Genomic DNA, 24,007 nt, shown 5'->3' with positions numbered 1-24,007 from the left:
ACACGGGCAACGCCACGCGACGGACGGGTCGATGAGCAGCAAGCCTCCACATGACGCGCGCGAAGAGGAAGCGCGCAAGGTGATCGAGCGCGTCGAACGCGAATCGGAGATCGTCGGCCGCTCATCCTTCGTGCGCGCCGCAGGCAAGGCGCGCGACCATCTGACGGCGACCGAGGCCGAGGGCGGAGATCCGGTCGAAGTGTGGGGCCGGCGGGTCGGCCGCGCCCTTTCGGTGATCGCCTTCATCGGTCTGGCGTTATGGCTGCTTGCGTATCTGACGCGATGAGCGGCACGGCGCACAAAGCGGACGTGCGATCGGGCGGCCAGCCCGGTTCGGTCGCCGTGATCTCAAGCCATGTGGCGCGCGGCGCGGTGGGCAACCGGGCGGCGGTGTTCGCCATCGAGACCCTCGGCCACCCTGTGATCGCCGTGCCGACCGTCCTTCTGCCCTGGCATCCCGGTCATGGACCGGCGACGCGGATCGTCCATGACAATCGCCAGTTTGCCGGTTTCATGGCCGATCTCGCCCACGGTCCGTTCGCCGGCGAGATCGACGCGGTGCTTTCGGGTTATCTGGGCGATGCCGGCCAGGCTGCGGCCATTGCAGCATCGGTGGCCGCGCTGCGTTCGGTGCGGCCCGATCTGGTCTACGCCTGCGATCCGGTGATCGGCGACGAGAGCGGGCTTTACGTGTCCGGGCAGGTCGCCCGCGCCATCGCCGGCACGCTGGTGCCCGTCGCCGATCTGGCGACGCCGAACCGGTTCGAACTGGCCTGGCTTTCGGGCCGCGTGCTTGAAGACAATGAGGCGATCATCGATGCCGCGCGGGCGCTCGGCCCGCCTGCCGTGCTGGTGACCAGCGCGTTCGCCGCGCAGCCGGGCATGACCGGAAACCTGCTCGTCCTCCGCGAAACCGCCCATCTTGCCGAACACGCCGCCTTCGACCGCGCGCCGAACGGCACCGGTGATTTGACCGCAGCGCTGTTTCTGGCGCACCTTGTCAACGGGCGCGGCCATCTGGAGGCGTTGCGGCGGGCGACGGCATCCGTGCATGACGTGCTTGCCAACACCCGTGCCCGCGGAGCGGATGAGCTGACCCTGGCGGCCGATGCCGCCCTTCTGTCCGAGCCGGTGTCCGACATCGATGTCCGTTCCGTCGGGCGGCGGTCCGAAGACATCACGATTGGAGGATGAACGAGATGCGACGACGGCAAAGCGGATGCATTGTCAGCCTGGTCATGGTGCTGGCCGGCGGCCTATCGGCCGCCCACGCCGGTCAGGTGGACGCGGTCGCAGCGGTCAATGGCTGGTATGCGAGCCTCCTGCCCGGACAGGATGCCCAGGCCATGGCGGCACGGGCAGGCACGCTTCTGGCCGAGGGCGCGGTGATCGACCTGCGCGATCTGGGCATCACGCAGACGCGCGAGGAATATCTCGAAAGTCTCGATGTGTGGGCAGATGCGGTCGCCGGCGGCACCGTCGCCCATCGGATCGAGCCGGGCTTTGACGAGAGCAGCGTGTCGGCGACGGTCTGCTTCCGCTTTGCGGACAATGAAGTGCTGAACCGCGAGACCTTCGCCATCGAGCAAGGGCTGATCGTCAACGCCGTGTTCGAACAGATCGCCGACGACTGCGCGGGCTTCTGAAGCCGAGCTGTCCGGTCAGCCCAACTTGTCCAGCCTGCGCTGCATTTCGGCGATCTGGTCGCGCATCGACTGCAGATCGTTCTGGTCGCCGGCTTCGCTCTCGGCCGGCGCCGCGGCCGGCGCGCCGTTCTTGGGCTGGGTGTCGGCCATCGCCGCGAACGGATTGAACATCTTCATGGCCTCCTGGAAGATCGCCATGTTGCGTTGCGCCTGCTCGCCGAACATCTGCTGACCCGAGGCCACGACGTCAATCGGCGACTTGCCGATCATCGAGGTCATCTGCTCGCGGATGCGTTCCTGTTCCTGGGCGAAGGCGGCCATCGAATGTTCGAGATAGCTCGGCACCACCATCTGCATCTGGTCGCCGTAAAACGAGATGAGCTGGCGCAGCACCGAGACCGGCAGCATGGTCTGGCCGGACTTGGCCTCCTGTTCGAAGATGATCTGCGTCAGGACCGAATGGGTGATGTCCTCACCGGACTTGGCGTCCTGGACCGTGAAGTCCTCGTCCTCCTTGACCATGGTGGCCAGGTCGTCGAGCGTCACATAGGTGCTCGTGCCGGTGTTGTAGAGCCGACGGTTTGCATATTTCTTGATGATTGTCGCGCCATCGGTTTTGCCCATGGACATCTCCTTGATCGGCCTTCCGGGTTCTTGCCAGCGCCCTGACAATCTTGTCCGTGGGCGAAACAGTAAACCCTGATCTGGTCAAATTCAAAACGTTTCTCGCATCGCACCAAATCGCTGCGGAACCGCAGCCCACCCTATCCCTTTAACCAATAGGCAATGGCCGATATCTGTGGCACACGAAGGCCGAACCACGCGTTTTGCCGCTTGTATATTGCAGTTTGTCGAGGAGACACATCATGGAGCCGATCGTCATCGCCAGCGCAGCCCGCACGCCAGTGGGCTCGTTCAACGGGTCATTTGCCAATGTGCCGGCGCACGAGTTGGGCGCAACGGCCATCAAGGGCGCGCTCGAGCGGGCCGGCGTCGATCCGGCCGACGTCGATGAAGTGATCATGGGCCAGATACTGGCCGCCGGCGAAGGCCAGAACCCGGCCCGGCAGGCGGCGATGGCCGCAGGGTGTCCGCAGGAAACCACCGCCTGGGGCATCAACCAGCTTTGCGGATCGGGCCTGCGGGCGGTGGCGCTCGGCATGCAGCAGATCGCCACCGGCGATGCCAACATCGTGGTGGCCGGCGGCCAGGAATCGATGTCGATGTCGCCGCACTGCCAGCATTTGCGCGGCGGCGTGAAGATGGGCGACGTCAAGCTGATGGACACGATGCTCAAGGACGCGCTCATGGACGCCTTCTACGGCTACCACATGGGCAACACGGCCGAGAACGTTGCGCGCCAGTGGCAGCTCACCCGCGAACAGCAGGACGAATTCGCCGTCGCCAGCCAGAACAAGGCCGAGGCCGCCCAGAAGGCGGGCAAGTTCAAGGACGAAATCGTCGCGCACACGGTCAAGACCCGCAAGGGCGAGACCGTGGTCGAAGACGACGAATACATCAAGCACGGCGTCACGATCGACGGCATCGCCAAGCTGCGTCCCGCCTTCGACAAGGAAGGCACGGTGACCGCGGCCAACGCGTCGGGCATCAATGATGGCGGCGCAGCGACGGTGCTGATGAGTGCCGCAGAAGCCGCAAAGCGGGGCATCAGCCCGATGGCGCGCATCGTCTCCTGGGCGACCGCCGGCGTCGATCCGCAGATCATGGGCACGGGGCCGATCCCCGCATCGCGCAAGGCACTGGAGAAGGCCGGCTGGAAGATCGACGATCTCGACCTGGTCGAGGCCAACGAGGCATTCGCCGCCCAGGCCTGCGCGGTCAACAAGGACATGGGCTGGAACCCGGACATCGTCAACGTCAATGGCGGCGCGATCGCGATCGGTCACCCGGTCGGCGCATCCGGCGCCCGCGTCCTCAACACCCTGCTCTTCGAGATGCAGCGCCGCGACGCCAAAAAGGGCCTGGCCACGCTGTGCATCGGCGGCGGCATGGGCGTTGCGCTCTGCGTCGAGCGGGATTGACCTGACAGCACCAACGGACGGCGGGCGGTGGATGGCATGGAGGTTGTCGTCCGCCCGCTCCGCCGCCACGCCATCGCAATTCAAAGGGAGGAGACATCATGAGCAGAGTGGCGCTTGTCACCGGCGGAACGCGCGGCATCGGGGAGGCAATCTCCAAGGCCTTGAAGGAGGCCGGCTACACGGTCGCAGCCACCTATGCCGGCAATGACGAAAAGGCCAAGGCCTTCACCGATGCGACCGGCATCCGGACCTACAAGTGGAACGTCGCCGACTATGGCGAGTCCAAGGCCGGCATCGAAAAGGTCGAAGCCGATTTGGGCCCGATCGAAATCGTCGTCGCCAATGCCGGCATCACGCGCGATGCGCCGTTCCACAAGATGACGCCAGAGCAGTGGAAGGATGTCATAGACACCAACCTGACCGGCGTCTTCAACACCATCCACCCCGTCTGGCCCGGCATGCGCGAGCGCAAGTTCGGCCGCGTCATCGTCATCTCGTCTGTCAACGGCCAGAAGGGCCAGTTCGCGCAGACCAATTATGCGGCCACCAAGGCCGGCGACATCGGCATCGTGCGCAGCCTCGCCCAGGAAGGCGCGCGCAACAACATCACGGCCAATGCGGTCTGCCCGGGCTACATCGCGACCGAAATGGTCATGGCCGTGCCCGAAAAGGTGCGCGAATCCATCATCGCGCAAATTCCCGCAGGCCGGCTCGGCGAGCCCGAGGAGATTGCGCGCTGCGTGGCTTTCCTGGCCTCCGACGATGCCGGCTTCATCAACGGCTCGACGATCTCGGCCAACGGCGCCCAGTTCTTCGGCTGAACCGGCAAAACTCGCTGATCGGCGGAGCGGGGCATCCCGCTCCGCTTTTTTTTGCGCAAACGCCCCGGACTCAGGCGCCTTCGATTTCCTCGCGCATCAGTTCGAGTTCAAGCCATTCCTCTTCCTTCGCCGCATGGCGCGAACGCGCCGCCTCGAGCTTTTTCGCCGCATCGGAAAAGCCGGACGGATCGCGCGCGAAAAAGTCCGGATCGGCCATTTGCGTTTCGAGCCCCGCGATTTCCTCGGCCAGACGTTCCATGTCGCCCGGCAGCGTCTCCAGCGCGTGCTTCTGCTTGAAGGACAGTTTCCGCCGTGCCGGCGCGGACTTCGTGTCCGGCTGGGCCGGGCTTTCGCCGGTTCTTGCCGGCTTTGCCTTGGCCGGTGACGCATCGGTCTTGGCGGTCCGCTCGCGCCGCTGCGCAATCATGTCCGAATAGCCGCCCGCATAGGTCAGCCAATGGCCCGGCTGCGCCGGATCGGGCGCGATGACGGCGCCGACGGTGCGGTCGAGAAAGTCGCGATCGTGGCTGACCAGAAGAACCGTGCCGTCGAACCCGGCGATCAGCTCCTGCAGCAGATCGAGCGTTTCCATGTCCAGATCGTTGGTCGGCTCGTCCAGCACCAGCAGGTTGGCCGGCCGCGCAAGAAGGCGCGCGAGCACGAGCCGCGCCTTCTCGCCGCCCGACAGTTCGCGCACCGGCGTGCGCGCCTGCTCGGGCTTGAACAGGAAATCCTTCATGTAGGAGGCAACATGCTTCTGGCTGCCATTGACGACCAGCGACTGGCCCCGCCCGTCGGTAAGGAAATGCTCCAGCGTCTCGTCGGGATCGAGCGCGGCGCGGCGCTGGTCGAGGACGGCGATGTCGAGATTGGCGCCGAGGCGCACATGGCCCGCATCGGGTTGGACCGCTCCCGTCAGCAGATTGATCAACGTCGTCTTGCCGGCCCCGTTCGGCCCGACCAGCCCGATCCGGTCGCCGCGATGGATGCGCAGCGAAAAATCGCGCACCAGCGGCTTTCCGCCGAGCGTCTTTGACACAGTGTCGGCTTCGATCACCAGCTTGCCCGATGCGCGGGCATCGCTCGCCTCCATCTTCGCCGCGCCCGGCGCCTTGTCGTGATCGCGAAACCGCTGACGCAGCGACTTCAGATCCGACAGGCGGCGCTGGTTGCGTTTGCGCCGCGCGGTCACCCCATAGGTCAGCCAGTGCTCCTCACGCACGATCTTGCGCTTGAGCTTGTGCAGATCCCGCTCTTCCTCCTCGAGAACCCGGTCGCGCCATTCCTCGAAGCCGGCAAACCCCTTGGCGTTTTCGCGGATTGTGCCCCGGTCGAGCCAAACCGTTTTGCGGGTCAGAGTCTCGAGAAAGCGCCGGTCGTGCGAGATGATCACCATCGCCGACGCGGACCGCGCCAGTTCACCTTCGAGCCATTCGATCGCCGGCAGGTCGAGATGGTTGGTCGGCTCGTCCAGCAGCAGGAGATCGGGTGCGGCCGCCAGCGTCCGCGCCAGCGCCGCGCGGCGCGCCTCGCCGCCCGACAGGTTGGCGGGCGAACGGGCCGGATCGAGACCGAGTTCCGCCAGAAGCCGATCCGCACGGTGCGGATCGTCGAGCGGGCCAAGCCCGGCGGCGGCATAGGCGTGAAGATCGGCATGACCGTCCAGATCGGGTGCCTGCGGCAGATAGCGCACGGTCGTCCCGCGCTCGGCGGTCACCGTGCCGCCGCTTGGTTCGACCAGACCGGCCGCGATCTTCAAAAGCGTCGACTTGCCCGATCCGTTCCGCCCGACCAGCGCGATCCTGTCGCCCTGATGGACGGAAAAGGAAACCGCCTCCAGAAGCGGCTTGCCGCCGAAGGTCAGCGTAATGTCTTCGAGACGCATCAGGGGCGCGGCAATGGCCATGGCGGGTCCGTCCGGGTGAGAAGGCGGATGTGCCGTCTTGGCCAGCGGAAATCAAGGGTGGCAAAGGGACGACCCATGGCGCTCCCGGAACGCGCGCCCACGAAAAAGCCCGCCGGTGAGGCGGGCTTCTCCGGTAATCGCATTGGCTCCCGGTCAGGGGCAGCGGGCGATGTAGGTCGAGCCGTCCGGATTGCGGTAACGGCAGTTTCCGTTGGCAAGCGTACCGACGAGCAGGCCGGCGCCCGCGCCGACGGCCGTGCCCGCGATGATCTGTCCGGTGTTGCCGCCTGCAACGGCTGCCGCGCCGCCGCCGATCAGCGCACCCGCCGCCGTGGTCTGTTCGGTGGTCGTGCAGCCGGCAGCAAGCATGCCTGCCGTCGCCACCGCCGCAATGGTCAATCCAAGTCTCATGGGCTCAGTCTCCTATTTTGCCTGCGCCGATCTAAACACCCCATCAGGGCTTGCAGTGTGTTCGATATCACACATCAAACGATGCAACCAGCGCCGCGGTTCCACTGCCCAGAAGAATGCGCAGACCGTCCGCCGACACGTTCGAAAGGGTCAGGGAACTGCCCATCGCGACCTCGACGGCGTCAAGCGGCCAGTCTGCCCGTTCGATCGACAGGCCGGACAGTGGCGAAAACGGGATCACTGAAAACAGCGTACCGGCCGGCCAGTCGGGCATGGCGGGCTTGCCGGGCAACAACGGCGATGCCTCCTCGGTCCCGCTCGTCAGCAACACCTCGATGTCCCTCTCGCGCGCTATGCGCAATGCCATCATGATGTGAAACAGCATGTGGTCGCTGCGCGCACCGCCCATCGCGCCGCACAGAACCAGCGACCGGGCGCCGGCCTCGAGCGCGCGCATCACCGCCAGTTCGCCGTCGGATATCGCCTTGCGCGCCGGAAGGTCATGCCGGGGAACATGGCCGTTCCGGCCGAGCAGTTCATCCGGCGTCGAATCGAAATCGCCGACCCAGACTTCCGGCTCGAGACCGAGCGCTGCCGCATGGCGCATGCCGCCGTCGGCGGCAATCGCACGAGCACCGGCAACCTGTGATCGCAGCCGGTCGGTGGGCGTCAGGTCGCCGTCCATGAGAATTGCGAACCGCGCGTCGCGGGCGGTGGCTTTCGCTGCCTTCATGGCTCTGCCTAGACCGATTTGCGGCAGCAGGCCAAGGGCTTGGCCAGTGCGGCAGACCGATTTCGCTGGCCGGGCGCTTGAACCGGGCCGGCGGTGATGCTAGATCGAACCTGCTCTAACGGGGTGCCGGAAACGGCTGAGAGGCGTCATGCCAACCCGAAGAACCTGATCCGGTTAGCACCGGCGTAGGGATTAGACGCGATCGACGCGGTCGGACCCGCAGGCGCCTTTTCCCGTTCAACTCGAACCAAAGGAGGTGCCGCAATGCACACCCGTCCGTCCGTCCGTCTCCTTCTTCCCCTGCTCGCCGCCGGCCTTCTGGCAAGCGCGGTGCACACGGCCGATGCGGCCGAAACGCTGACCGTCTACACCTATGACAGCTTCACCGCCGAATGGGGGCCCGGCCCGCAGGTCGAGACCGCGTTCGAAGCCGAATGCGGCTGCGACCTGCGCTTTGTTTCGGTCGCCGACGGCGTCGCGCTTCTCAACCGGCTGCGCCTGGAAGGCGGCAACACCGACGCCGACATCGTGCTCGGCTTCGACACCAATCTGACGGCCGAGGCGCGCGAGACGGGCTTTTTCGCCCCGCACGGCATTTCGCTCGACGCGGTCTCGGTGCCCGGCGGATGGAATGACGACGTCTTCGTGCCGTTCGACTACAGCCACTTCGCCATCGTTTACGACACCGAGACGATCGAAAACCCGCCGACATCGATGGCCGAGTTCCTGGCCAATGAAGACGGGCACAAGATCGCCATCCAGGACCCCCGCACCTCGACCCCCGGGCTCGGGCTGATGCTTTGGCTGAAAAAGCTCTATGGCGACGAGGCGCCCGATGCCTACGCCAAGCTCGCCGACCGGGTGCTGACGGTGACGCCGGGCTGGTCGGAAGCCTATGGCCTGTTCACCAATGGCGAGGTCCCGATGGTGCTCTCCTACACGACCTCGCCGGCTGTCCATATCGTGCTCGACGGCACCGACCGCTATCAGGCGATGGCGTTCGAGGAGGGCCACTACATGCAGATCGAGGTGGCCGCACAGACGACCGCCGGAGCCGAAAACCCGCTCTCCGCGCAGTTTCTGAGCTTCATGACCGGACCCGGTTTCCAGGACATCATCCCCGAAACCAACTGGATGATGCCCGCCGGCGAGACGTCCAAACCGCTCAATCCCGCCTTTGACGGGCTGGTCGAGCCGGAGATCACGCTTCTGTTCGATCCGCAGACCGTCGCCGAAAACCGCGCGGCCTGGACCGCCGAGTGGCTCGAAGTGATGAGCCGCTGACGGTGAAGGTCCGGTGATCCATTCGAACGCCCGCCATGCTCCGCTTGCCGGCGCAGCCTTGGCGGGCATCTTGCTGGCGGCCCTGTGCCTCGTCGCGGTCGGTGCGCTTGTCGTGCAGGCGGGCGGCGCCGGCGGCGCCGGCGCGGTTCTGACCGACCCGGTCGTCTGGCGCATCGTGCGCTTCACCCTGTGGCAGGCGTTCTGGTCGACCGTGCTCTCGGTCGGGCTTGCCCTGCCGGTTGCCATCGCGATCACCCGCATGGCCGACGGGCCGGTCCGGCGCGCCGTCCTCGCCCTGTTCGCCCTGCCGCTCGCCCTGCCGCAGATCGTCGCCGTGCTTGGCGTGGTCGCGCTTTACGGACAGCGCGGCTTCGTCACCGGGCTGGCCGAACGGGCCGGCTTCGACCCGCCATCGATATACGGCCTGACCGGCATCCTGATCGCCCACACCTTCTTCAACCTGCCGCTGGCCGCGCGCATCATGCACGGCGCGCTCGCCCTCGTGCCGGCCGAATATGAGCGCCTGTCCGCGCAGCTCGGCATGGGCGCGCTGGCGCGTTTTCGGCTGATCGAATGGCCGGCCATGCGCCCGGCTGCCGCCGGTGCGGCGGCTTTGGTTTTCATGCTGTGTGTGACCAGTTTCGCCGTCGTGCTGATCCTGGGCGGCGGGCCGCGCGCAACGACGCTGGAAGTGGCGCTCTATCAGGCCCTGACTTTCGATTTCGACATTGTCCGCGCCGTGGTGCTGACGCTTCTTCAGCTGGCCGTCACCATCGGGGCCGTTGCCCTGTTCGCATTCGCCGGCGGATCGGTGGAAGCCGGCATGACCATTTCGGCCGGCGCGTCACGCCGCTTTGCCGGCGACCGGCCCGCTGGCGCCATCTTGGGCGGCGCGCTGACCCTGATGGCGGTCCTTTACGTCGGCGCGCCGTTTGTTGCGATCCTTGCAAGCGGCTTGGCCAGCGACCTGACGGATTTGATCGTCCAGCCGCGTGTCCGGCGGGCCATGCTGACCTCGCTCGGCCTCGGCCTTTGCGCCGCGGCCCTCGCCGTCGGGCTGGCCTATGCGCTGTCGCGCGGCGCAGCGGAAATGGCCGCAGGGCGCCGCTTCTCCGGCCGGCCGGCCTTCACGGAGACGGTTCTGACCAGCGCCCCGTCGCTGATCCTCGTGGTGCCGCCGATCGTCATCGCGGCGGGCTGGTTCATCGCCCTGCGCACGGTGACCAACGTCTATGACGCAGCACCTTATCTCGTCATCACAGTCAACGCGGCCATGGCGATGCCGTTCGCCGCGCGGCTGATCCATCCGGCCATGCTCGCCGCCGAAGAGCGCAACGGACGTCTTTGCGCCCATCTCGGCCTTGCCGGCATGGCACGCTGGCGGCTCGTCACCTGGCCGGTGCTGCGCGCGCCGCTGGTCGCCGCGCTCGCCTTCGCGCTCGCCCTGTCGCTTGGCGATCTGGGCGTGATCGCATTGTTCGGCTCCGAGCAGGTGCAGACCATGCCCTATCTGATCATGCAGCGCATGGGCGCCTATCGCACGCAGGATGCCGCCGGACTGGCGCTGATCCTGATGGTCATGACAATGGCGCTGATGCTGGCCGCCGAGCATTTCGCGCGCCGATCACGAACGATGGTGACGGAAGGAAGCAGCGAATGAAGGGCCTGCCGGTCACATGCGACGGCGTTGTATTCCGCTACGGGCCGGATGCGGCGCCCATGCGGTTCGACTGCACGTTTGCGCCACGGACGATCACCGCCGTGATGGGTCCGAGCGGCTCGGGCAAGTCGACGCTTTTGTCGCTGATCGCCGGGTTCGAGCGTGCCGAATCGGGCCACATCCTGATCGGCGGCGATGACATCACCGGCAAGGCGCCCGGCAACCGGCCGGTCTCCTGCGTTTTCCAGGACAACAATCTGTTCGCCCATCTCGATGCCGGCACCAATGTCGCGCTCGGCATATCGCCGGCGCTGAAACGCAGCGCCGAGGACGAGGCGCGCGTCGCCCAGGCGCTCGAAGCGGTCGACCTTGCCGGCTATGGCGCGCGCATGCCCGGCTCCATGTCCGGCGGCGAACGGCAGCGTGTCGCGATCGCACGCGCGCTTGTGCGCGAGCGGCCGGTGCTGCTGCTCGACGAGGCGTTCGGCTCGCTCGGGCCGGCCCTGCGCGAATCCATGCTCGATCTGGTCGCCGATCTTCAGCGCCGGACGGCGATGACCGTCGTCATGGTCAGCCACGATCCGGCCGACGCCCGGCGAATCGCCACCGATCTGGTCTTTCTCAAGGACGGCACCGTCGGCGCGCAGGGCCCGGTCAGCGAATTGCTCAACGGCCATGCAAATGCCGAGGTCAATGCCTATCTGGGGTCGCAGAGGCTTCCATCGTGACGCGCTTTCGCCCAATTGTGGCGTCAGGGAGCCGTGGACACGGCCCTTTTTACCGTGCCTTAACCATGAAGCGGGCTGTGTGGCCCTGATCCAATTGCGGCGACCGGAGATGCCGCGCAAGAGGCGGCGCGCCCATGCGTAGTGTGATGCGGAACTGGAACGGAACGTCCCGGCGGCGGGCGCGGACGGTGCTCGCCGTCGCGGCGCTGTTCGGGCTCGCCGGCTGCACATCGCTGAGCAATATGGGGCTGGACGAGGATCTGGCGCCGTCCGCGCGTCCGGTCATCGCCGACAATGTGCGCTCCGGCCGGCTTGCCCGGATCGGCGCTGCCCAGCATCCGCGCATCCTTGCCTCCTATGGCGGCGAATATTCCGACATGCGGCTCGAACGCATGGTCGCCGGCATCGTCGGTCGTCTGGTCACGGTCTCCGACAATCCCAGCCAAGTCTATCAGATCTCGATCCTCGATTCGCCGGTGATCAACGCCTTCGCGCTGCCGGGCGGCTATCTTTATGTCTCGCGCGGGCTGCTCGCCGTCGCCAACGATTCGGCGGAACTTGCGGCCGTCATCGCCCATGAAATGGCCCATGTGACCGCAAACCACGGCGTCTTGCGTCAGCAGCGCGAAGCCGAGGCCGTCCTGGCGAGCCGCGTCGTTTCCGAGGTCCTGTCCGACAAGGCAGCCGGCCAGCGCGCGCTGGCGCGCGGCAAGGTGGCGCTGGCCCAGTTCTCGCGCAACCAGGAGCTGGAAGCGGATGGCATCGGCATCGCGGCGATGGGCGAAGCGGGCTTCGACCCCTATGCGGCAGCCGATTTCCAGGCCGCGATGAGCGCGTTCAACGCCTTCAACAGCGGGACGGACGCACAGGTAAACAGCCTCGACTTCCTGTCGACCCACCCCTCGACGCCGCAGCGCGTGGCATTGGCGCTCGGCCATGCGCGCAAATTCGGTGCGCGCGGAGTCGGCGACCGCAATCGGCAGGCATATCTGGCGGGCATTGACGGCATGCTGTTCGGCGACAGCCCCGATGAGGGTTATGTGCGCGGCCGCACCTATGCCCATGCGGATCTGGGCATCGCGTTCGAGTTTCCGCCCGGTTTTGACATCGAAAACCGGCCCGAGGCCGTGCTTGCGGCCCGCGCAAGCGACGGCGCCGGCATCCGCTTTGACGGCGTCGAGGTGCCGCCGCGCCAGTCGCTGACCGACTATCTCGCCAGCGGCTGGGTGGAGGGTCTTGATCCGTCGACCGTTCGCGCCGTATCGATCAACGGTCTGGACGGCGCGGCCGCGCGCGCCCGTGTCGGCCGATGGGATTTCGACGTCACGGTGGTGCGGGGCGGCGGGCAGGTCTATCGCATCCTGGTGGCGGTGCCGGTCGGGTCGGGCGCGCTCGACGCGCTGGCGCAGAACAGCCGGACGGGCTTCCGGATGCTGTCGGCCGCCGAAAAGGCCAGCCTCAAGCCGCTGCGCATTCGCATCGTCCGAGCCGGCAATGGCGACACGGTGGAGAGCCTGTCGCAGACCATGCTGGGCACGACCGACGGGCCGGGCTTCTTCCGCGTGCTGAACGGTCTCGAGCCGGGCGAGGCCATCGTCGCCGGTCAGTACTACAAGACCGTCACCCACTAAGCCTTTTCGACAGGCCGGCGGGCCCGCCGGGCCAGAAACCGGGTCAGCGCAGTTCCAGAAGCCGTTCCAGATAGTCGCGCTCAAGCTGCGGCGACAGGGCGTTGCCGAGCCGCTCGCGGATCGCTTCGAGGATCTCGCGGGCGCGGCGGACATCGATTTCGTCTGGAATATCGACCGATTCGCCGAAATCGGGGCCCGATGAGCGCTGCGGCCGCCCGAGCGGATCGCGATCCTCGCCGTTCCGGTTGCCGCCCGGCTCCATCGAGCCGGCCTGGCCGTTCTGCGCCTGCTGCTGCATCTGCTGCATCATGTCGCCGGCGCCGCGGCGCAGCGCGTCGAGCGCATTGCCCTGTTCGGCCAGTGCCTGTTCGCCCTCATTGCCGCCCAGCGCTTCGCCGGCTTCGCCCATCGATCGTCCGGCCTCGCCGAAATCCTCGCCCGGATCGATCCCCATGCCGCGCAGGCCGTCCAGAAACTGGTCGAGCCGGTCCTGCAGGGCCTGCTGGCCGGGTGCCAGACCCTCAAGGCCCTGCCCCTCTTGGCCGGGCTGTCCCTGCTGGCCGCCCTGGCCGTTCTGGCCCATCTGGCCCTGTCCGGGTTGCTGTCCCTGCTGACCTTGGCCCTGACCCGGCGGCGGCTGTTGACCCATCTGGCCCTGCCCGGGCTGCTGCTGGCCTTGTTGCCCCTGCCGGTTCTGGCGGAAGGTCTCGTCCATCAATTGCTGCTGCTCGCGCAGGATCTCGCCGAGCTCGTTCATCTGCTGCTGCGCCTGGCTCTGGCTATCGCCCTGCTGATTCGGGCGCGCCATCTGCAGATTGTTCATCATGTTCTCGAGCTGACGCAGCATGTCCATCGCCTGCTCGCGGGCGCCCGAACGGGCCATTTCCTCGATCTGGTCCATCATCTCGTCCAGCGTCTGCCGGTCGATCTCCTCACCGTTCGCCTCGGGCATCCGCTGCGCCAGGTCCGGATCGTTCATGGCGCGCTCGGCGAATTCGCGCATGAATTCGTTCATCGCCTCGCGCAATTCGTCCATCAGGCGCGCGATCTCTTCCTCCGAGGCGCCGTTTTCGAGCGCGTCCTGAAGCGCCTGCTGCGCCTGCCGCAGCCGGCGCTCTGCGTCGGTCAGACCGCCATCCTCGATCTGGCGCGCCACTTCCCACAGATAGTCGACCACGGCGCGCAGCTGGTCGTCATTGCGCGCATCGGCCAGCCGCGTCCGCGCCGTCGTCATGCCCAGAAAGTGCGAGGCATTGTCGATGGTTTCCTCGGGATAGAGCATCAGCACATCGAGCAGGTCGACGATCTCCGCCTGCCGGTTGGCATCGAGCGCGAGAATGCGGCGCTGCTCGATCAATGCGCGCGCCAGCGGGTTGGAAAACGGGCGGCCCGGCAGAACCAGCGTGCGCGGACCGCTGCGGCCCGTCTGGCCCAGATCGTCCTCGGCCTCCAGCGTCAGCCGCACCCGCGCCCCGGCCCATGGATGCTCGGTCAGATCGCGCATGGTGCGCGCCGCGCCATCCTCGGCGTTGCGGCGCGGCAATGTCAGCGGCAGTTCCGGCGCGTCGTAAAGCGGTCGTGCGCCTTGCGCGTCCGGGTCGGCCAGTTCGATCAGACCGCGCGCGGCGGAAACCCGATAATCGTCTGTCGCCGCGTACCGGAGGGTCATCGTGCCGTTGGCGGCCCGCTCGAACGGCTCTTCCGGCGCAAAGGCGATCTCGGGCGCATGATCCTCGGTCATCAGGATCGACCATGCGCCGAGCGTTTCCTCGCCGTCGGCGATCTGCAGCGCGCCGCCCGTATCCACCGTCGCGGCGAACGCGCGCGCTTCGCCTTGCGCGCCGCCTTCGGCCTCTATCGGCGCCCCGGGACCGGGGAAGCTGACGGTCTCGGCGCCGGTTCCACCGGCAATCCGCACGGTGATGCCACTGCCTTCGGGCGCGGTGAATTGGGTCTTTTCGGCGTTGAGTTCGGAGGTCAGGAAGATCGGCGCAATGCCGGTATAGGCCGGTGGCGTGATCCACACATCGACGCGCGCCGGCACGACGATCTCGGCCGCATGGGTGCGCGCGACATCGGTCAGCCGGCCGCCGTCGGGCGCGAACGAATAGGCGAATGCCGTCACCAGCAAAAGCGGCACCAGCGCCCGCAGGGCCCAAGGATCGCGCGCCGGCAGCGTGGTGCGCGCGCGCACCGGATCGACGCGGCCGAGCCCCTTGGCGATATTGTCCTGATGCGCCTTCCAGAGTGCGCGTGCGAACGGATCGTCATCGCGCGCCAGACGGTCGTCCTGGGTCGTGATCGGCCGGTGCAGCAGGTGGTTCTCGCGCTCGAGACGGTGATCGACATCGCGCTCGACTGGCAGGGTCAGGCGGCGCAGCGGCCAGAGCGCCGCGACCGCGGCAACGGCGAGGACCGCGCCGGTGCCGATCCGCACCGCGTCGGGCACCGCCCGGAAAAAGCCGAACCATGACAGGATCGCATAAAGGCAGACGATGATGGCGAGCGGAAGGACCAAAGGCGCCAGCCGTTCTGCGGCGATCACGGCACGGCTGAACCATCGGGCAAAGCCAAGCCCCGCACCGGCATCGGCGCGTTTCAGGCCCCGTCCCCGGTTTTTGCCGGATGGCGCAGGCTGATGGTCGGACATGGCGCTGTGCCCTCTGCTCACCTGAGAAAAGATAGCAGCTTATGTGGCGTTGGCGAGGCGAAAGCGGCTCACGCTTTTGTCACTGGCCGATTGCCTGTGGGCAGATGCCGGCGGTCAGAGCCAGTCCGGCACGCTGTCGAGCCCGATCAGCGCCTCATAGGACGGGCGCGGGCGGGCGATATGCCATTGATCGCCATGAACGATCACCTCGGGCACCAGAAGCCTCGAATTGTAGGTGCCCGCCTGCACCGCGCCATAGGCACCGGCCGACCCGATCGCCAAGAGATCGCCCGGCGCGGGCTTTGCCATATCGCGTTCATGCGCCAGATAATCGCCCGATTCGCACACCGGACCGACAAGATCGGCCACCACGCGCGGCGCGTCGGGCGACGGCTCGATCACCGGGAAGACATCGTGCCATGCATCGTAAAGCGTCGGCCGGATCAGGTCGTTCATCGCCGCATCGACAATGACGAAACTCTTGGTCGCGAGCGCCTTCAGAAAGATCACGGACGTGACGAGAATGCCGGCATTGCCGGCGATCAGCCGGCCCGGTTCGAAGATCGTCTTCACGCCCAGCGGGCGGACATGCTTTTTGACGATGTCGGCATAATCGTCAGGCAGCGGCGGCGGGTCGTTGTCCATGCGGTAGGGGATGCCCAGACCGCCGCCCAGATCGACATGCTCGATCGCGTGTCCATCGGCGCGCAACTGGCCGACCAGATCGGTCAACAGCGCGAATGCATCGTCGAACGGCTGCAGCGCCGTGATCTGGCTGCCGATATGCATGTCGATGCCGATGACGGCGAGGCTGGGAAGACTGGCGGCGCGGCGGTAGACGTCGCGCGCGCGGGTCCACGAAATGCCGAACTTGTCTTCCTTCTTGCCGGTCGAGATCTTGGCATGCGTCTTGGCGTCGACATCGGGATTGATGCGCAGCGACACGGGCGCGGTCTTGCAGGCGGCAACGGCGCGCGCCGAAAGCAGTTCGAGTTCGGGCTCGGACTCCACGTTGAAGCAATGAATGCCCGCCGACAGCGCGAAATCCATCTCGGCGGCGGTCTTGCCGACACCGGAAAACATGATCTTGTCGGGCGCGATGCCGGCGGCCAGCGCGCGCCGTAACTCACCTTCGGAAACCACGTCGGCGCCCGAGCCGAGCTTTGCCAGCGTGGCCAGCACGGCCTGGTTCGAATTGGCCTTCATCGCATAGCAGACGAGCGCGTCGATATCGGAAAACGCACCGGCAAAGACCTGGTAATGGCGGGTAAGCGTCGCCGTCGAATAGCAATAAAACGGCGTGCCGACCTGCTCGGCGATCAGCGGCAACGGCACGCCCTCGGCGTGCAGAACGCCATCGCGATAGTCGAAATGGTTCACGGTGCGTGGTCCAAGCTACTGGATCAGGCCGTCGAGGATGAACGGACGGTCGGCCTCTTCGGGCTGCGCCTGTTCCGGCGTGCCGTCCGGCGCGGTACGCGCGGGCGGCGGCTCAAGCGGGCCTGCCCGTCCGCAGGCGGCGAGCGCGAGAAGAAGCGCGGCAAGGGCCGTGCGGGTCAGGACTGTACGGGCGGTCATGGCGTCGGTCTCGTTTCTGGCAACCGGCGTCTGTGTGCGGCAAATGGTGAAGCGTTGCAAGGGGCCGGCGCGCGGCTTGCCTAGCCCATCTTCTTGAGCCGCTTGCGCCAATAGCGCACCTGCCGCCTGACCTCGCGCGGTGCCGTGCCGCCAAAGCTGGTCCGGCTCGCGACGGACTTCGTGACCGAGAGCACCGAGAACACATCGTCAGTGATGCCCTCGTGGATCGAGCGAAGATCGTCCAGCGTCAGCTTTTCGAGACCGACCCCCCGCTCGGAGGCCAGCGCCACCGCACGGCCCGTCACGTGATGGGCTTCCCGGAAAGGCAGTCCGAGTTCGCGCACGAGCCAGTCGGCGAGATCTGTGGCGATGGAATAGCCCGACCCCGCCGCCTTCTTCATGGCGGCCTTGTTGACGGTCAGATCGGCCACCATGCCGGTCATCGCGGCAAGCGCCAGTTCGAGCGACTTGGCCGCATCGAACACCTGCTCCTTGTCCTCCTGCATGTCCTTGGAATAGGCCAGCGGCAGCCCCTTCATCACCGTCGACAGGGCGATCAGCGCGCCATTGATCCGCCCGGTCTTGGCCCGCACCAGCTCGGCCGCATCGGGGTTTTTCTTCTGCGGCATGATCGACGAGCCGGTCGAAAACGCATCCGACAGGGTCACGAAGCCAAATTGCGGTGTCGACCAGATCACGATCTCTTCGGCCAGCCGCGACAGATGCGTTGCACAGATCGACGACGCCGACAGGAAATCGAGCGCAAAATCCCGGTCCGAGACCGTGTCGATGGAGTTGCGTGTCGGCTCGCGGAAACCGAGCGCCTCGGCGGTCATGTGCCGGTCGATCGGAAAGCCCGTGCCGGCCAGCGCCGCTGCGCCCAGCGGGCATTCGTCCAGCCGTTCCAGCGCGTCGCGAACCCGCGACAGGTCGCGGCCGAACATTTCCGCATAGGCCATCAGATGATGGCCGAAGGTGACCGGCTGCGCCGTCTGAAGGTGCGTGAAGCCGGGCATTACGGTACCCGCATGCTCCTCGGCCCGGTCGACGAAGGTGCCGATCAGCGTCTTGAGCGCGCTTTCGGTCTTCTTCAGTTCGGTCTTGACCCAGAGCCTGAAATCGAGCGCCACCTGATCGTTGCGCGAGCGCGCCGTGTGCAGGCGGCCCGCCGCAGGGCCGATCGTTTCGGCCAGCCGCGCCTCGATGTTCATGTGAATGTCCTCGAGCGCGCGCGAAAAAGTGAACGTTCCGGCCTCGATTTCCCCGCGGATCGCGGTCAAACCGGCAATGATCGCGTCACGGTCGCCACTGGAAATGATACCGGTGGCTTCCAACATGGTGGCGTGGGCGATGGACCCGTCAATGTCCTGGGTGTAGAGCGCGCGGTCGAAATCGATCGATGCGTTGATCTCCTCCATGATGGCGGCGGGGCCGGAGGCGAAACGGCCGCCCCACATCAGGTTGGACGTTTCGTTTGCGTCGTTTGCAGGTTTGGATGAGCTGGACATGGACAATCCGTCCCCGGACAAGAATGAAAAAGGCTCGGCCCGCCGCTGGCCGCTGACGATCGGCGTCTTCGTCGCGCTGGGCCTTGTGGCGGGCGCCGCCATCGGCGCTGCGCGGATATACGGGAGCGGCGGCGCCTCTGTCCATGCCGGTCAGGCCGCCAACGCGCAATGCACGGCGACGGCAGCCTATCAGACCGCGATCGACCCGCTTCTGGCCGGCGACATGGCGGCGATGGCGATCCGCGACGAGCCGGAGAGCCTGTCGGCCCTCGCTTTTAACGACAATGCCGGGACTCCCATCACGCTGGCCGACACGGGCAAAAAGCTGCGCCTGATCAATCTGTGGGCCACTTGGTGCGCGCCGTGCCGAGAGGAAATGCCCTGGCTTGAAACGCTGCAGCAGGAGCGCGGCGGCGAAGGTTTCGAGGTCGTGGCGATTTCCGTCGATGGCGGCTCGGACGACAAACCGCGCGCCTTTCTCGACGAGATCGGCGTGGACGGCCTTGCCTTTTATCACGACCCGACGATCGGCGTGTTCAACGCGCTCAAGCGCGACGGGCTGGCGTTCGGGCTTCCGGTGACGCTGCTGGTCGACGAGGCCGGCTGCGTGATCGCCAACATGAACGGCCCGGCCCATTGGTCGAGCCCCGACGCGTTTGCGCTGATAGACGGTGCGCTGGCGGCCCGGCCCGGCAGTTGAACGCCGGGCCACGTACCCGCTTCCCGCGCATTTCGTTAACGCGGACGCCCGCATCCGGCCTCCGAACATCGCCATGAAACGCTATGGTTGTATCCAGCAAGGGCAGCGACCCACCACATCTTGAGAGAACAAAGCGCCAACCTTGCCCAATCAGCGATTCGTCGCCGGTTCGTTCCCGCCCGGTTCCGAAAGTTAACGGAAAACAGCAAATCCGCGCCATTCATGGTTAACCAAGTGTAAACTTCATCGTTCAAATTCAAGCGGTTATCATCACGACCCGTCACGTTGGCGCGCGCCGCCGCCAAAGGTTAACGCTGGGGCGCGTGACAGCCCCGTGACGCTTTCCACCGAATCTAGCCATGGTGGCCGCAAGGGCTCCGATCACCACATATGGTGGGGAACAAATGCACAACCCATGCGAGTCAGCGATTCGTCAGCGATTCGTTCCAGACTCGTTCCGGTTGTTAACGGCTGTGGACGAAAACCGGCGCGTCGAGCGCTGCAATTTGCCGTCCGCCATGGTATCGGCGCCACGCTCGCCCTATCTGCGCGGCACACGGAACACGATCTCTCATGCTCTCCCAAACGCGCACGCCATCGCCATCGCCATCGTCCGGAGACCGGGCGCAGAACGCGGTCTCGGGCCACGCGGTCACCGCAATTCTGGGGCCGACCAACACCGGCAAGACGCATTTGGCCATCGAGCGGATGGTCGGGCACTCGTCCGGCGTCATCGGCCTGCCGCTGCGGCTGCTGGCGCGGGAGGTCTATGGCCGCGTGGCCGAAAAGGTCGGCGCGGCCAGTGTCGCGCTGGTCACCGGCGAAGAAAAGATTGTGCCGGAAAAGGCGCGGTTCACCGTCTGCACCGTCGAGGCCATGCCGCGCGACCCCGATGCGGCCTTCGTCGCGATCGACGAGGTGCAACTGGCCGGCGATCTCGAACGCGGCCATATCTTCACCGACCGGCTGATGAATGTGCGCGGGCGCGAAGAGACGCTGCTTCTGGGCGCGGCGACAATCGCGCCGCTGCTGCGCCAGCTTCTGCCGGGAATCACGATCACGGCGCGGCCGCGCATGTCGCACTTGTCCTATGCCGGGCCCGCCAAGCTGACGCGCCTGCCGCGCCGGTCGGCCATCGTCGCCTTCTCCGCCGATGAGGTCTATGCGGTGGCCGAACTGATCCGCCGGCAGCGCGGCGGCGCGGCGGTGGTGATGGGCGCGCTGAGCCCGCGCACGCGGAACGCCCAGGTCGAATTGTTCCAATCCGGTGATGTCGATTATCTGGTCGCCACCGACGCGATCGGCATGGGTCTCAATCTCGATGTCGACCATGTCGCCTTCGCGCAGCTTCGCAAGTTCGACGGCCGCACCTATCGCGACCTGACCCCGCCGGAGATGGCGCAGATCGCCGGACGCGCCGGCCGCCACATTCGCGACGGCACGTTTGGCGTTTCCTCGCGCGTTCCGCCGCTGGACGAAGAGCTGGTCCGGCGCATCGAGGGACACGATTTCCAGCCGCTGTCCGTCCTCCAATGGCGCAACCGCCGGCTGGACTTTTCATCGGTTGCCGACTTGAAGGCATCGCTCGATATCGTCCCGGCGCTTCCCGGCCTGACGCGGGCGCTTCCCGCCGTGGACCAGCGGGCGCTCGAATTCCTGTCGCGCGACGATGACGTGATGGGCCTGTGCGCCGACGAACGTGCCGTCGAACGGCTGTGGGACGTTTGCGCGCTGCCCGATTATCGCAAGATCGCGCCGGCCCAGCATGCCGACATCATCTCGTCGATCTTCCTCGAACTGGTCCGCACCGGCCATGTCGACGAGGACTTCATGGCCGAGCAGGTGCGCCGCGCCGACCGCACCGACGGCGAGATCGACACGCTGTCGCACCGGATCGCGCAGATCCGCACCTGGACCTACGTGTCGCACCAGCCCGGCTGGCTGGCCGACGCAGACCACTGGAAGGAACGCACGCGGCAGATCGAGGACAAACTCTCCGACGCGCTGCACGAGCGCTTGACGAAACGCTTCGTTGATCGCAGGACATCCGTGCTCATGAAGCGGCTCAAAGAGAACATGACCATGCAAGCGGAAATCAGCCCGTCAGGAGACGTGACCGTCGAAGGCCACCACATCGGCAAGCTGGACGGTTTCCGCTTCACCGCCGACCAGAGCGCGCAGGGCGAGGACGCCAAGGCAGTCCGCGCGGCGGCGCAAAAGGCGCTCGCCAGCGAGTTCGAGGCTCGCGCCGAGCGGTTCGCAGCCAGCCCGAACGGCGATCTGGCGATCGGCACGGATGGCCTGCTGCGCTGGCTCGGTGCCCCGGTGGGATCGCTCGCCGCCGGCGAAGACTGGCTGTCGCCGCGCCTGATCCTCTTGGCGGACGAGCAATTGAGCGGGCCGGCGCTGGACAAGGTGCGCGCCCGCGCTGAGCGCTTCGTCGCCTTCCATATCGAAACGCACCTCAAGCCGCTGACCGATCTCAAAAAGGCGGACGAATTGTCGGGCATCGCCCGTGGCATCGCGTTCCGGCTGATCGAGAATTTCGGCATCGTGCAGCGCCGCGACATCGCCGCCGACCTCAAATCGCTCGACCAGGACGGCCGCGCCGCGCTGCGCCGCTACGGCGTGCGGTTCGGCTTCTACCACATCTTCGTGCCGGCGCTGATCAAGCCGGCCCCTGCCGGCCTTGTGACGCTACTGTGGGCGCTGGCCACCGACACCCGTGACAAGCCCGGTTATGGCGAAGTGGTCACGCTGCTTGCCAGCGGTCGCACCTCGCTCCTCACCGACCAGGGCTATGACCGCGATTTCTTCAAGCTCGCCGGCTACCGGCATCTGGGCCCGCGTGCGGTGCGGGTCGACATTCTCGAACGGCTCGCCGACCTGATCCGCCCCTGCATCTTCTTCAAGCCCGGCGGCGATGCGCTGCCCGAGGGCGCGTACGGCGGTGGCCGGTTCGTCGTCACCCCGGCCATGCTGTCGATCCTCGGCGCAACGATGGACGACATGACGGAGGTGCTCAAGGCGCTGGGCTACCGGCACGAGGCGGTCGAAGCCACCGATGCCGAACAGGCGCTCGAAGCTCTGCGCGCAAAACATGCGCCGGCGCCAGCCGAACCGGCACCCGAAGCGGCGACCGAGCCCGCCGCTGAAGACCCCGCTTCGGCCCCCGAGGCCACAGCAGCAACCGATGAGGCGGCCGATGAAGCGGCGCCCGATTCTGAAGCCGAACCGAATGCCGCAGCCGGCACGCCTGCCGATGGCGATCAGCCGGCACCGGTGGTCGAGCCGGCAGCCAAGAGCGGCGAGACGGAAACCCCCACAGCCGACACGGCTTCGGCGCCCGCAACGGACACCGCGGCGGAGACGGATACCGCAGGCACGGCGCCGGAAGAGACACCGGCAACCGCCACCGGCGCCGAAGCGGCACCCCAAGCGGAAACCGAACCGCCGGCACCTGTTCTGGTCTGGCGCCAGGGCCGTCCCGACCGGCCCGCCAATGCCCGCCATGGCCGCCGCGATCAGGATCGCAAGGCCGATGGTGGAAGGGGCGATGGCCAAAAAGGCAAACGTGCCGATGCCGGAGCCGGACGCCACAAGGGCAAGCGTCCGCCGCGCAACAACGGCCAGCAGGGTGGCGGACCGCGCGTGACCACCGCCAAACCGCCACGTCCGCGCGAGAAAGTGGCCGACCCGGATTCGCCGTTCGCCAAGCTGCAGGCGCTCAAGGACCGGCTCGACAAATGAGCGAACGGCCGCCGGCCGAACCCCGCCTGCCCGCTGCCGGCCCGGACCGGCAGCGCATCGACAAATGGCTGTTCTTCGCCCGCATCGTCAAATCGCGCTCCCTTGCCGCAAAGCTCGTCGGCGCCGGCGGCGTTCGCGTCAATGCCTCCAAGATCACCCAGCCGAGCCGCGCCGTTGCCGTCGGCGACGTGCTGACGATCGCCACCGACCGCCGCGTGCTCGTCTTGAAGATCCTCGATTGCGGAACACGGCGCGGCCCGGCGCCTGAAGCGCGGCTTCTTTACGACGATATCAGCCCGCCACCGCCCGAACGGCCGCTGTCGCCGCTCGACGGTGCCGTGCCGTTGCGCGAACGCGGCAGCGGACGGCCGACCAAGAAGGAGCGGCGCGCCATCGACAAGCTTGATCGCGACGGCGAACCATGGTGAAAGCCGGTGCCTGCGGCAAGTCGTCGCCACGAGCCGAAAGTCGCGTCCATGCCGACCCGTTTGGACCCGGCCGAGCCTTGTGCGCGATAACAAAACCTTTTACGTCAGCTTTTGCGGCGCGCAGATCTGGAGTGAGACCGTGACCTACATCGTGACCGACAATTGCATCCGCTGCAAATACACCGATTGCGTGGAAGTGTGTCCGGTCGATTGCTTCTACGAAGGCGAGAACATGCTCGTCATTCACCCCGACGAATGCATCGATTGCGGGGTGTGCGAACCGGAATGCCCGGCTGACGCGATCAAGCCCGACACCGAACCGGGTCTCGACAAGTGGTTGAAAGTCAACACCGAATACGCCGAAAAGTGGCCCAACATCACCATCAAGCGTGATCCGATGCCCGACGCGGACGCCTACGACGGCAAGTCCGGAAAGTTCGAGGAATTCTTCTCGGCCGAGCCCGGCGAGGGCGACTAGGCTGGTCGCCACCAGATGACGACATAGGCCGCCGGCTGGCGCGCAGCAGCGCC

General features: G+C 66.6%; 21 protein-coding genes and 1 riboswitch. Of the genes, 13 read left to right on the top strand and 8 right to left on the bottom strand.

The genetic code is table 11. From position 1 onward, the window contains the following. Positions 1-31: 31 nt before the first annotated feature. From DEM25_RS07380 to DEM25_RS07370, 3 genes are read left to right on the top strand one after another with little or no spacing between them, the layout of a single operon-like run. Complete coding sequence (locus DEM25_RS07380) at positions 32-286, top strand: hypothetical protein (protein WP_109765607.1); 255 nt, start codon at positions 32-34, stop codon at positions 284-286. Next, positions 283-1,194, top strand: a complete 912-nt coding sequence (pdxY, locus tag DEM25_RS07375) for a pyridoxal kinase PdxY (RefSeq protein ID WP_109765608.1) — start codon at positions 283-285, stop codon at positions 1,192-1,194. Before DEM25_RS07380 ends, pdxY begins: the two co-directional genes overlap by 4 nt. A gap of 5 nt (positions 1,195-1,199) precedes the next feature. Continuing rightward, entirely contained in the window at positions 1,200-1,646 is a 447-nt protein-coding gene (locus DEM25_RS07370; protein ID WP_147393286.1) for a hypothetical protein, read from the top strand. Between the two features lie 15 nt (positions 1,647-1,661). Here DEM25_RS07370 and phaR read toward each other — a convergent pair whose 3' ends face one another. Further along, a complete protein-coding gene (gene phaR, locus DEM25_RS07365) occupies positions 1,662-2,270 on the bottom strand; it encodes a polyhydroxyalkanoate synthesis repressor PhaR (RefSeq protein ID WP_109765610.1) in 609 nt (202 codons plus the stop codon). A 242-nt stretch (positions 2,271-2,512) separates the two neighbouring features. Here phaR and DEM25_RS07360 point away from each other — a divergent pair, with 242 nt between their 5' ends. Both DEM25_RS07360 and phbB read left to right on the top strand, forming a co-directional pair. Then, positions 2,513-3,688, top strand: a complete 1,176-nt coding sequence (locus DEM25_RS07360) for an acetyl-CoA C-acetyltransferase (protein ID WP_196780296.1) — start codon at positions 2,513-2,515, stop codon at positions 3,686-3,688. 98 nt (positions 3,689-3,786) lie between these two features. Then, positions 3,787-4,509: an acetoacetyl-CoA reductase gene (gene phbB / locus DEM25_RS07355; RefSeq protein ID WP_109765611.1), complete on the top strand. Its 723-nt coding sequence runs from the start codon at positions 3,787-3,789 to the stop codon at positions 4,507-4,509. Between the two features lie 70 nt (positions 4,510-4,579). On the opposite strand, the gene DEM25_RS07350 is transcribed toward phbB, so the two are convergent. The 3 genes from DEM25_RS07350 to DEM25_RS07340 all read right to left on the bottom strand — a co-directional run bounded on the left by DEM25_RS07350 (position 4,580) and on the right by DEM25_RS07340 (position 7,559). Further along, entirely contained in the window at positions 4,580-6,409 is a 1,830-nt protein-coding gene (locus DEM25_RS07350) for an ABC-F family ATP-binding cassette domain-containing protein (protein ID WP_109765792.1), read from the bottom strand. 159 nt (positions 6,410-6,568) lie between these two features. Beyond that, positions 6,569-6,826 carry a hypothetical protein gene (locus DEM25_RS07345; RefSeq protein WP_109765612.1) on the bottom strand — a complete coding sequence of 86 codons (258 nt, stop codon included), beginning with the start codon at positions 6,824-6,826 and terminating at the stop codon, positions 6,569-6,571. Between the two features lie 67 nt (positions 6,827-6,893). Continuing rightward, complete coding sequence (locus DEM25_RS07340) at positions 6,894-7,559, bottom strand: thiamine diphosphokinase (RefSeq protein ID WP_109765613.1); 666 nt, start codon at positions 7,557-7,559, stop codon at positions 6,894-6,896. A gap of 109 nt (positions 7,560-7,668) precedes the next feature. Further along, a riboswitch (TPP riboswitch) is annotated at positions 7,669-7,768 on the top strand. Positions 7,769-7,823: 55 nt separating this feature from the next. Here DEM25_RS07340 and thiB point away from each other — a divergent pair. The 4 genes from thiB to DEM25_RS07320 all read left to right on the top strand — a co-directional run bounded on the left by thiB (position 7,824) and on the right by DEM25_RS07320 (position 12,862). Beyond that, positions 7,824-8,843, top strand: coding sequence for a thiamine ABC transporter substrate binding subunit (gene thiB, locus DEM25_RS07335; RefSeq protein WP_109765614.1), 1,020 nt, complete (start codon positions 7,824-7,826; stop codon positions 8,841-8,843). Positions 8,844-8,856: 13 nt separating this feature from the next. After that, complete coding sequence (locus DEM25_RS07330; protein ID WP_245412789.1) at positions 8,857-10,503, top strand: ABC transporter permease subunit; 1,647 nt, start codon at positions 8,857-8,859, stop codon at positions 10,501-10,503. Next, positions 10,500-11,231 carry a thiamine ABC transporter ATP-binding protein gene (locus DEM25_RS07325; RefSeq protein ID WP_109765615.1) on the top strand — a complete coding sequence of 244 codons (732 nt, stop codon included), beginning with the start codon at positions 10,500-10,502 and terminating at the stop codon, positions 11,229-11,231. The genes DEM25_RS07330 and DEM25_RS07325 overlap by 4 nt, the downstream gene beginning before the upstream one ends. A 134-nt stretch (positions 11,232-11,365) precedes the next feature. Further along, on the top strand, positions 11,366-12,862 hold the full coding sequence (locus DEM25_RS07320; protein WP_109765616.1) for a M48 family metalloprotease: 1,497 nt from the start codon (positions 11,366-11,368) through the stop codon (positions 12,860-12,862). A gap of 43 nt (positions 12,863-12,905) precedes the next feature. Here DEM25_RS07320 and DEM25_RS07315 read toward each other — a convergent pair whose 3' ends face one another. The 4 genes from DEM25_RS07315 to argH all read right to left on the bottom strand — a co-directional run bounded on the left by DEM25_RS07315 (position 12,906) and on the right by argH (position 18,598). Continuing rightward, positions 12,906-15,512 (bottom strand): TIGR02302 family protein, encoded by a 2,607-nt coding sequence (locus DEM25_RS07315; RefSeq protein WP_109765617.1) that lies wholly within the window; start codon positions 15,510-15,512, stop codon positions 12,906-12,908. 114 nt (positions 15,513-15,626) lie between these two features. Further along, complete coding sequence (gene lysA / locus DEM25_RS07310) at positions 15,627-16,892, bottom strand: diaminopimelate decarboxylase (protein ID WP_109765618.1); 1,266 nt, start codon at positions 16,890-16,892, stop codon at positions 15,627-15,629. A gap of 15 nt (positions 16,893-16,907) precedes the next feature. Beyond that, positions 16,908-17,090, bottom strand: coding sequence for an LPS translocon maturation chaperone LptM (lptM, locus tag DEM25_RS18345; protein ID WP_147393285.1), 183 nt, complete (start codon positions 17,088-17,090; stop codon positions 16,908-16,910). Between the two features lie 80 nt (positions 17,091-17,170). Continuing rightward, entirely contained in the window at positions 17,171-18,598 is a 1,428-nt protein-coding gene (gene argH, locus DEM25_RS07300; RefSeq protein WP_109765620.1) for an argininosuccinate lyase, read from the bottom strand. Between argH and tlpA the strand changes: the two genes are divergently transcribed. The 4 genes from tlpA to fdxA all read left to right on the top strand — a co-directional run bounded on the left by tlpA (position 18,597) and on the right by fdxA (position 23,954). Beyond that, positions 18,597-19,298 (top strand): thiol:disulfide interchange protein TlpA, encoded by a 702-nt coding sequence (gene tlpA, locus DEM25_RS07295; protein WP_109765621.1) that lies wholly within the window; start codon positions 18,597-18,599, stop codon positions 19,296-19,298. The two genes, argH and tlpA, sit on opposite strands and share 2 nt — an antisense overlap. A 573-nt stretch (positions 19,299-19,871) precedes the next feature. After that, complete coding sequence (locus tag DEM25_RS07290; RefSeq protein ID WP_109765622.1) at positions 19,872-23,048, top strand: helicase-related protein; 3,177 nt, start codon at positions 19,872-19,874, stop codon at positions 23,046-23,048. Continuing rightward, a complete protein-coding gene (locus tag DEM25_RS07285; protein ID WP_109765623.1) occupies positions 23,045-23,476 on the top strand; it encodes an RNA-binding S4 domain-containing protein in 432 nt (143 codons plus the stop codon). Before DEM25_RS07290 ends, DEM25_RS07285 begins: the two co-directional genes overlap by 4 nt. A gap of 139 nt (positions 23,477-23,615) precedes the next feature. Further along, positions 23,616-23,954, top strand: a complete 339-nt coding sequence (gene fdxA / locus DEM25_RS07280) for a ferredoxin FdxA (protein WP_109765794.1) — start codon at positions 23,616-23,618, stop codon at positions 23,952-23,954. Positions 23,955-24,007: the final 53 nt, after the last annotated feature.

The sequence above is a fragment of the Oceaniradius stylonematis genome (genome assembly GCF_003149475.2).
In the GTDB taxonomy this organism is placed as follows: Bacteria; Pseudomonadota; Alphaproteobacteria; order Rhizobiales; family Rhizobiaceae; genus Roseitalea; species Roseitalea stylonematis.
The sequence above is the reverse complement of the archived record's forward strand: the minus strand, read 5'-3'. Positions and strand labels throughout refer to the sequence as shown.

Bases quoted from the DNA above. Each gene is read 5' to 3' on its own strand.
- DEM25_RS07380 (WP_109765607.1), top strand. From the start codon at position 32: ATGAGCAGCAAGCCTCCACATGACGCGCGCGAAGAGGAAGCGCGCAAG.
- pdxY (WP_109765608.1), top strand. From the start codon at position 283: ATGAGCGGCACGGCGCACAAAGCGGACGTGCGATCGGGCGGCCAGCCC.
- DEM25_RS07370 (WP_147393286.1), top strand. From the start codon at position 1,200: ATGCGACGACGGCAAAGCGGATGCATTGTCAGCCTGGTCATGGTGCTG.
- phaR (WP_109765610.1), bottom strand. From the start codon at position 2,270: ATGGGCAAAACCGATGGCGCGACAATCATCAAGAAATATGCAAACCGT.
- DEM25_RS07360 (WP_196780296.1), top strand. From the start codon at position 2,513: ATGGAGCCGATCGTCATCGCCAGCGCAGCCCGCACGCCAGTGGGCTCG.
- phbB (WP_109765611.1), top strand. From the start codon at position 3,787: ATGAGCAGAGTGGCGCTTGTCACCGGCGGAACGCGCGGCATCGGGGAG.
- DEM25_RS07345 (WP_109765612.1), bottom strand. From the start codon at position 6,826: ATGAGACTTGGATTGACCATTGCGGCGGTGGCGACGGCAGGCATGCTT.
- DEM25_RS07340 (WP_109765613.1), bottom strand. From the start codon at position 7,559: ATGAAGGCAGCGAAAGCCACCGCCCGCGACGCGCGGTTCGCAATTCTC.
- thiB (WP_109765614.1), top strand. From the start codon at position 7,824: ATGCACACCCGTCCGTCCGTCCGTCTCCTTCTTCCCCTGCTCGCCGCC.
- DEM25_RS07325 (WP_109765615.1), top strand. From the start codon at position 10,500: ATGAAGGGCCTGCCGGTCACATGCGACGGCGTTGTATTCCGCTACGGG.
- DEM25_RS07320 (WP_109765616.1), top strand. From the start codon at position 11,366: ATGCGTAGTGTGATGCGGAACTGGAACGGAACGTCCCGGCGGCGGGCG.
- DEM25_RS07315 (WP_109765617.1), bottom strand. From the start codon at position 15,512: ATGTCCGACCATCAGCCTGCGCCATCCGGCAAAAACCGGGGACGGGGC.
- lptM (WP_147393285.1), bottom strand. From the start codon at position 17,090: ATGACCGCCCGTACAGTCCTGACCCGCACGGCCCTTGCCGCGCTTCTT.
- tlpA (WP_109765621.1), top strand. From the start codon at position 18,597: ATGGACAATCCGTCCCCGGACAAGAATGAAAAAGGCTCGGCCCGCCGC.
- argH (WP_109765620.1), bottom strand. From the start codon at position 18,598: ATGTCCAGCTCATCCAAACCTGCAAACGACGCAAACGAAACGTCCAAC.
- DEM25_RS07290 (WP_109765622.1), top strand. From the start codon at position 19,872: ATGCTCTCCCAAACGCGCACGCCATCGCCATCGCCATCGTCCGGAGAC.
- DEM25_RS07285 (WP_109765623.1), top strand. From the start codon at position 23,045: ATGAGCGAACGGCCGCCGGCCGAACCCCGCCTGCCCGCTGCCGGCCCG.